Raw genomic sequence first — 7,498 nt, forward strand, 5'->3', positions numbered from 1 at the left:
GGATACGAAGAGCCGAACGGAGCAAGGCGTGGCTGAACGGGGCCTGACAGCCGATCAGATAGACACGAGCGTCGCGCATCCGGCCCGGATGTACGACTACTACCTTGGCGGCCGGGACAACTACGAGGTCGATCGCGAAGCCGCGAAGCGTATCATCAGGGTCCTGCCGTCGATTCAGGACGGCGCGCGTGCCAACCGCGGATTTCTGCACCGGGCCGTGCGCACACTGGTCGCCGAACACGGCGTGCGCCAGATCCTCGACATCGGCACCGGCATCCCCACCTCGCCCAACACGCATGAGATCGCCCAGGCCGTCGCGCCGCAGGCGCGCGTGGTGTACGTGGACAACGACCCGATCGTGGCGGTGCACGCGCAGGCCCGGCTCACCGGAGTGGGCAACACCGCGTTCATCCTCAGCGACGCGCGGCGGCTCGACGAGCTGCTGCGTCACCTGCGCGCGAATCAGCTGATCGACTTCGACCAGCCGGTCGCGGTGCTGCTGGTGGCGCTGCTGCACTTCGTCAGCGACGCGGACGACCCGGCCGCGCTGGTCGCGCAACTGCGCGCGGAGATGCCGGCCGGCAGCTATCTGGTGGTCAGCCACGCCACCAGAGACCGGGAGAAGGTGGAGCACTTCGAGCAACTGGCGGAGCTGATCGACGTGTACCGCCACGCCACCGCCGCGCTGACTTTGCGCACCCGCGAGCAGGTGCTCGGCTTCTTCGACGGTTTCGAGCTGCTCGATCCCGGCCTGGTGTCCGTCTCGTCCTGGCGGCGCGAGCCGGAATCGACCGAGCCGCCGTGGATCGGCATCTACGGCGGGATAGGCCGCAAGCTGTAGTCGCGGCGGGCGCCGCGAGCCCGGCGGGCGCCCGCCACCCCCTTCGGTCAGGCTCGACGACGTTTTCCTTACTCTGCGTGAGGGAATCATCACGCAAGATGACGTCAAGTCAGCACTGCCTGTCCTGAGGGGGCCGGCCATGAAAGGGCAGAAGACCGCAGCCTTCGCCGCGCTTGGCACCGCACTGGTACAGCGGGCCCCGCTCGGCGATCAGGACGCCAGGACGGTTCGGCTGCTGCGCTTCGGCGTCGGGGTGATCGGCCTGCTGCTGCCGATCGCGCTGCCGTTCGGCAACTGGGTCTTCGTGCAGTTCGGGCATCAGACCCGGATCCTGCCCCGTTCGATGAGCGCTTCGTACTACACCAGCACCCGCAACATCTTCGTCGGCGCGTTGTGCGCCCTCGGGGTGTTCCTGATCTGCTATCGCTACAACGCTCGCGACGACAAGTGGAGCACCGTCGCCGGGATCAGCGCGATCGGCGTCGCACTGTGCCCGACCGCGCCGCAGGACCCCACGCCGTATCAGTCCGCGGTCGGCGAAGCCCATCTCGTCCTGGCGGGCATCCTGCTGACCGCCTTGGCGATGTTCTGCCTCTGGTCGTTCCGCGATCCGGCCGCGGCACAGCGCGACCGCACCGATCACGCCTACCTGGCCGCCGGGGCCTCGATCCTGGCCTTCCTCGGCGTCGCGGTCGTCACCGGGGTCCTGCACTGGGGCGATCGCTGGACACCGACACCGTTGTACGTGTGCGAAAGCCTTTCGGTCTGGGCTTTCGGGCTCGCCTGGACCGGCGCGGCGTTCGAGATCGGCGCGCGACGGCCGGGACGGCCGCCGCACCCGGTGCCGCGGGCCGGCGCGCTTCAGCTGTGACCGCGGGCAGTGTCCGCCCGTGCGCCGGCCCTTTCGCGGTCAGCCCAGATCCGGCCCGGCGTCGCGCACCTGCTCGACCGTCCGCATCGCCTCGCGCAGGTCGGCCAGCCAGGTCTCGGCGCGCTGCCCGACCTGACGCACACACCAGGCGAGCGCGTCGCTGCGGCTGCGCGCGACACCCGCGTCCACGAGCGTGTCCAGCAGTTGCCGATCCTGCTGCTTGAGCCGGGTCATCACCGGTACGGACAGCGTGGTGAACGGCTGGGTCGTCTCGCCGCACCGCACCCACCAGGAGACCTTGCGGCCGAATTCGTGCTCCGCCTCCCGCGCGACCCGCACACGAGCGGACCGGGTGCGCTCGCGGAACTCCTTGATCCGTCCGGTGACGGCGGCCGCCTTCTCCGCCGCCGAGGCGCCCTCGGCGGTCTCCGGCTCGGGGATGCGCCCGATGACCGTGATCTCCTCACGGTCCACGGTCACCTCGGGCGGTGCGTCGAACAGGTCCTGGGGCAGGCGCCCGGTGAACCAGCCCCGCAGGGTCTCGGTCGTCTCTCGAGTAGTCATGAAACGATGATTACATGATTACGCGCTTACGCGCCGACCGACGTGTCCGCCGTCAGCGAACGCGCCGGGCGCCGCTTACGAGGCTTCGACGGCTTCGACGGCTGACGGGCCGGGGAGCCCGGCCCCGGCCCGTCAGCCGCGAATCAGCGCGGCGGAGCGACGTTGCGGCACCGGCGCTTTACCGCGCTACCGCGAATCGCCGCCGGTGTCAGCCGGAGGTCGCGCAGCCACCGGCGGCGTTGCTCCAGGTCGGCTGGATCGCGAAGCTGCCGGTGGACAGGCCCAGCGTGGTCAGCCCCTGCCAGGCGCACAGGTCGCCGTTCTCCTCGCCGTCCGAGGCGACCCAGCCGCTGGACGGCTGGGGGTCGGTGACCGCCTCGGCGTATTCGTGCCCGCCGACGATGCTGAAACCGTCGAGCTGGTTCTGCACCGAGTTCGCGCCGCAGCCGGAACCAGCGTCCAGGACGTAGGGCATGTTCGTGTACGCGGTGGTGCCGTTCCAGTCGTGCCAGGCGCAGAACCCGGAGTTCGGGAAGCCGTCGGGGCTGGTGCCGCTCGGACTCACCACGAACACGTCCGCGTCCGGGCCGGAGACGCCGAAGTACTGCGCGCCGACCTGGGCCTCGGCCGCGATGTCGGACTGCGCCGCGTTGGACGGCGCCGGCGCGGAGTCGTCGACCCAGGCGCCGCCGAGCACCGAGCCGCTGAACGACGGGCCGGATCCGCTGCTGTCCGTGTACTGCGTCATGATGGTGGACCAGTCGTCTCCGGAGCCGCCGAGGCCGCCGAAGAAGTCCTGCAGGTACTGCTGCACCCCGTTGCCGTCGCTGTCCCACTGGGAGCCCCAGAAGACCAGGTAGACGGTGGGGTTGTGCTCGACCGGCCCGCCGTTGTAGAGCAGGCCGCCGCTGTCGAGGGGACGGGCGAGCGTCTTCGTGCCGTGCTGCGGGACGACGCCGTGGCGTCCGTGCGTTTCGACGCGCAGCGTCCGACCGTGGGTGTGCACGTAGTGCACGGTGCTGCTCGGCGAATCGGCCGCGGCAGCGGGCGCGACTGCGGCGGACGCGTCAGCGGCGGCGGACAGCGCACCGCCGAAGGCGACCAACGCGATGGTGCACAGCCCGGCCGCGATCCGGCGCGAGCGCGGCGTCAGGTGGTGTCCGGCCCGGGGGTCGCCCGCGCCGTTCTTGTTCAGCATGGATTCGTCTCCTTGCGCAGTCCCCGTGCGGCCGGTGGGCCGCAGTGGGTTGACGGGGTTGTCGCAGGATGCAGATTCCGATGTCCGGACCGGCGGCGCCGTTGTCGGATCACGCGAGCTGTAGCCGGCCCGAACGGTCTGCAACCCATACGCATTGGATCCCGAATTGATTCAGGTGTCCTTAATCCGGGGGGCAAAACTGACTAAAGGGTCTGCCACGGTCATGGAAAGCACCAGGCCGGCAGCCCGCCGGCGCGGCGCCGGTGTCCCGCGCCGGAGCACCGGGACGCGCTCGGAGCGCAAACGCGAACGGCCGGCCTGTCGCCAGGCCGGCCGTGTTTCCCCGTTCCCCCCTCCCCGTGTTCGGGCGGTCGGACTCAGGAGCAGGCGACTCCGTTGAGCGTGAACCCACTCGGCGCCGCGTTGCTGGAAGCCCACGTGCCCTGCATCCCGACGCCGGTGAGGGTCGCACCGGGCGCGATGGAGGCGTCCCACGAGACGCTGGTCAGGGTCACGGTCGAACCGCTCTGCGAGGACGTGGCGCCCCAGGCGCTGGTGACCTTCTGGTCACCGCCGTACCGGTATGTCAGAGTCCAGCCGTTGATCGCGCTGCTGCCCGCGTTGTTGATCGCCACGCTGGCGGTGAATCCACCGGGCCACACGCTCTGGTTGGTGTACGTGACGTGGCAGGTCCCTGATCCGCTGCTCGCGGAGGGGGAAGACGACGGGCTCTGCGACGGCGACGCGGACGGCGAGTTGCTCGGCGACTTGCTGGGCGAAGCGGACGGGCTCGCGCTCGTCGGCGACGCGGACGGCGTCGGCGACGGACTGTAGGAGGGCCCGTTGGCGATCAGCGCGTACGCGAGCGAGGGATCGAAGACGCCGGCCGCGTCGGCGCAGCCGTCCGACTCGCCCGGGGGCTTGACCCACAGGTACGCGTCGACGGCCGAGTCTCCGGTGTTCGCGGTCGGGGTCTGCCCGAGCGCGCGGCCGCTCGGGTCGCACCACGGGTTGCCGGGCGCGGGACCGTTGCCGTTGCGGCTGGTGTCCACCACGATGTGCAGGTTCGAGGGGTTGCCGAGGGCGGCGAGCACCTGCTTGTCGTAGTTCACCTCGTCGGAGGTGTACATGAAGTTCGAGACGTTGGAGAAGATCCCGTCCGCGCTGGTCTTGACGCTGGCCGCGTTGAGCACGGAGGCCTGCGAGGACGGCGAGTTCCAGCCGGAGTGCCCGGCGTCCATGTACACCTTGGCGGACGGGTCGGCGGTGTGGATGGCCCGTCCGGCGAAGGCCAGCGCGCCGTCGCGGTCAGCGGCCTGCTGCGCGGAAAGGCAGGTCTGCAGCGCGAGGGAGTCCGGCTCGAGGATGACGATGACCTGGTGCGAGCCGAGCCCGTTGGCGAAGCTCTGCACGTAGCTCTCGTAGCTGGAGATGTCGGGCGCGCCGCCTGCCGACGCACCGCCGCAGTCACGGTTCGGGATGTTGTACATCACCAGCACCGGCACCTTGCCCGCCGCGGCGGCTGCGCCGGTGATCGCGGAGGCGTCCGACCGCACGGTGGACGGGGTGTAGTTGGCGAACCAGATGCCTTGCGGCTGGGAGGCGATGCGCGAGGCGATCGCGGGCTCACGCGAGTCCCCGGGATTCGCGGCGTCCCACTTCATGACGCCGGAGCTGGGGTAGACGTAGAACTGCGTGCCGCTCGAGATGCTTCCGGCGGCCGCGACGCCGCTCAACTGCGTGACGGCGGCGAGCCCCGCCATGGCGACGACGGCCGCGCCGGTGGCGACGGCTCCGCGGCGCCTGCGCGCCGGGTCGGGCCGGGCCGAGCCGCTGCCGGCGATCTCTGGTACACGCATCCCGGTGTTGTCCTCTCCGATAACACGGCGGCCTACATCGCCCGCTGCGGGCGGAAGTGGCGCGAGCCGGAAAACTAGCGGCGGCGCGCGCGAAGGTAAATCCCGCGGCCGCGGACGCGGCCGGGCCTTCGCACGGCCCGGCGACCGCGACGCGGCAAGACCCGATCCCCAGCAGCGCTTTTGGGCCGGGAACGCGCCCGTCGGGGCGCCGCGGCGCTGTCGGGCGGTCGAGCGCGGCACTGAAACTTGCACATCCCTGGCGAGCCGACGGGCCCGCGGCGCGAGAAACGACAACGCGCCGACGTGTATCGAACGCCGTATCGACAGCCGCGCCGCGGCGCCGAAACTTTCGCCGGCGCGGCCGTGGGCGATGTCGCCGAGGTGCATTGAACGCGCCGATTTGGTCAGCTTGGAGCCATGAGACTTGTGCTGAACGTGATCTGGATCGTGCTGTGCGGACTGTGGCTGGCGATCGCCTACGCCCTGGCCGGGCTGATCTGCTTCGCCCTGATCATCACGATCCCGTTCGGGGTGGCCGCCTTCCGCATCGCCAACTACGCGTTGTGGCCGTTCGGGCGGTCGATCATGCCGCGCCGCACCGCCGGTGTCGGCTCACTCATCGGCAACGTGCTGTGGATCGTGCTGTTCGGCTGGTGGCTGGCGATCGGGCATCTGGTCACCGGGGCGCTGCTGTGCCTGACGATCATCGGCATCCCGCTGGGTCTGGCGAACTTCAAGCTGATCCCGATCTCGCTGGTGCCGCTGGGCGTGCAGATCGTGCCGAGCGGGACGCCGGGTTCGATCTGACGCGGACCGCCGCGGCCCCGGCCGCCCGGTGCCGGTGCCGGCTGACGTCAAATCACGGGCAGCAGCATCACGGCCGTACTGAGCAGCATCACGACTTCACAGCCGTGGCCGAGCGGATCGGCTCCACACGGGCGCGGGCCTCGCTGCTCGCCGTAGCCGGTCCGCGCTTGCATCCGCCACGTGTACGTGCACGCGCTCACCATCGCGTAGCAGAACGCGGCGAGCAGCGGCAGCGACGCGCCGTGTCCGCCCGGCGGTGTCATCGTCATGTGTGTCATCGCCGGCTGACCGGTGCGGCTCGTCGCAGAGTTCAGACGCGACCCGTTCGCCATCAATACCATGATACACGATGTGGCCACGTGGTGCAGGCGATGTCCGGCCCGGCCGGCCGCCCGGCCCCGTGGGTTCACCAATGCGGCGACGCCGCCTGCGAGCAGCCCGGCCGCCAACGCGCCGAAACCGAGTTCCAGCGTCACCCGCACCTCGAGCGTGACGGGCGTTACGGGCGTTACGGGCGTGAGCATCGCGGCCATGCCCGATGCCATCGCCAGATGCACCAGAGCATCAATGCGCTGTTGCGACACGGTCGGCCGGCGTACGCGACGCGGCAGCAGCCGCGTCACGGCGACGGAGGCGACTGCGGCCAGCGCCGTGCCGAGTCCCACGTTCACGGCAATGCCGGTCACAGTCGCCTCCGTCCCCCCGTTGCTTCCCCGTGGCCTGTCACGCGCCGCCGAGCCGTGGTGCAGCTCTGATAAGGCGGTCAGTGCGTGGTGTCCGTCCCGCTCTCAGTCGCCGACGCTGAAGCTGGGCTCCGCGCCGTGCGGCGTGTCCACCCGCCCCTTGGGTTCCTCCCACTCCTCCTGGCGTCCGAGGGCGGTCATGTCGAGCACCCCGTACGAGCCGCCGAGCTGCTCGGTGCCGCGGGCGAAGGTGGAGTAGGTGTGGTAGACCGCGTCGCCGTCACGCAGGAAGCAGCTGATGCCGGGCTGCTCGCTCGAACCCTCCAGCAGCCAGCTCAGCCCCGCCTGGACCAGTTCCTCCTGCCCGCGGTAGTTGAACTCGACCGGGGCGAGCGAGCTGTCCAGCGTGACGTGGAAGTCGTAGTTGAAGTCGCTGCCGAAGGAGGAGTACCAGGGCAGCTGCCAACCGCGTTCGGCCCGGTAGGCCTCGATCTTCGCCAGCGGCGCCCGGGAGACGAGCACGTACGTGGTCTGTCTGGATCCCAGGTGCGCCATCAGGCCCGCGGAAAGCTCGTCGACGGCGGCGGTGCAGCTCTTGCAGGCACCGTCCCAGGAGGGGTCGAACATCACGTGCTGGATCACCAGCTGGCGGCGGCCCGCGAACAGGTCAGGCAG

At 70.3% G+C, this 7,498-nt stretch carries 8 protein-coding genes; 3 read left to right on the forward strand and 5 right to left on the reverse strand.

Annotated elements, in window-relative coordinates; genetic code table 11:
• Positions 1 to 28 precede the first annotated feature (28 nt).
• Together KGA66_RS26940 and KGA66_RS26945 are read left to right on the forward strand one after the other, a co-directional pair.
• Positions 29 to 841, forward strand: coding sequence for an SAM-dependent methyltransferase (locus tag KGA66_RS26940; RefSeq protein ID WP_211472034.1), 813 nt, complete (start codon positions 29 to 31; stop codon positions 839 to 841).
• Between the two features lie 139 nt (positions 842 to 980).
• Positions 981 to 1,712, forward strand: a complete 732-nt coding sequence (locus KGA66_RS26945) for a hypothetical protein (protein WP_211472036.1) — start codon at positions 981 to 983, stop codon at positions 1,710 to 1,712.
• Between the two features lie 39 nt (positions 1,713 to 1,751).
• Here the strand turns inward: KGA66_RS26945 and abmR are convergent, their stop codons facing one another.
• From abmR to KGA66_RS26960, 3 genes are all read right to left on the reverse strand, one after another.
• Positions 1,752 to 2,276: an ATP-binding transcription factor AbmR gene (gene abmR / locus KGA66_RS26950; RefSeq protein WP_211472038.1), complete on the reverse strand. Its 525-nt coding sequence runs from the start codon at positions 2,274 to 2,276 to the stop codon at positions 1,752 to 1,754.
• 208 nt (positions 2,277 to 2,484) lie between these two features.
• Positions 2,485 to 3,474 carry a hypothetical protein gene (locus KGA66_RS26955; RefSeq protein WP_211472039.1) on the reverse strand — a complete coding sequence of 330 codons (990 nt, stop codon included), beginning with the start codon at positions 3,472 to 3,474 and terminating at the stop codon, positions 2,485 to 2,487.
• A gap of 377 nt (positions 3,475 to 3,851) precedes the next feature.
• Positions 3,852 to 5,333: a glycoside hydrolase family 6 protein gene (locus KGA66_RS26960; protein WP_211472041.1), complete on the reverse strand. Its 1,482-nt coding sequence runs from the start codon at positions 5,331 to 5,333 to the stop codon at positions 3,852 to 3,854.
• Between the two features lie 417 nt (positions 5,334 to 5,750).
• Here KGA66_RS26960 and KGA66_RS26965 point away from each other — a divergent pair, with 417 nt between their 5' ends.
• Entirely contained in the window at positions 5,751 to 6,140 is a 390-nt protein-coding gene (locus KGA66_RS26965) for a YccF domain-containing protein (protein WP_211472042.1), read from the forward strand.
• 47 nt (positions 6,141 to 6,187) lie between these two features.
• Here the strand turns inward: KGA66_RS26965 and KGA66_RS26970 are convergent, their stop codons facing one another.
• Positions 6,188 to 6,826 (reverse strand): DUF5134 domain-containing protein, encoded by a 639-nt coding sequence (locus KGA66_RS26970; protein ID WP_211472044.1) that lies wholly within the window; start codon positions 6,824 to 6,826, stop codon positions 6,188 to 6,190.
• 102 nt (positions 6,827 to 6,928) lie between these two features.
• The coding region (locus KGA66_RS26975) for a DUF899 family protein (RefSeq protein ID WP_211472046.1) at positions 6,929 to 7,498 on the reverse strand (570 nt) is incomplete at its 5' end.

Origin of the sequence: Actinocrinis puniceicyclus (assembly GCF_018283645.1) — a bacterium.
Taxonomy (GTDB): domain Bacteria; phylum Actinomycetota; class Actinomycetes; order Streptomycetales; family Catenulisporaceae; genus Actinocrinis; species Actinocrinis puniceicyclus.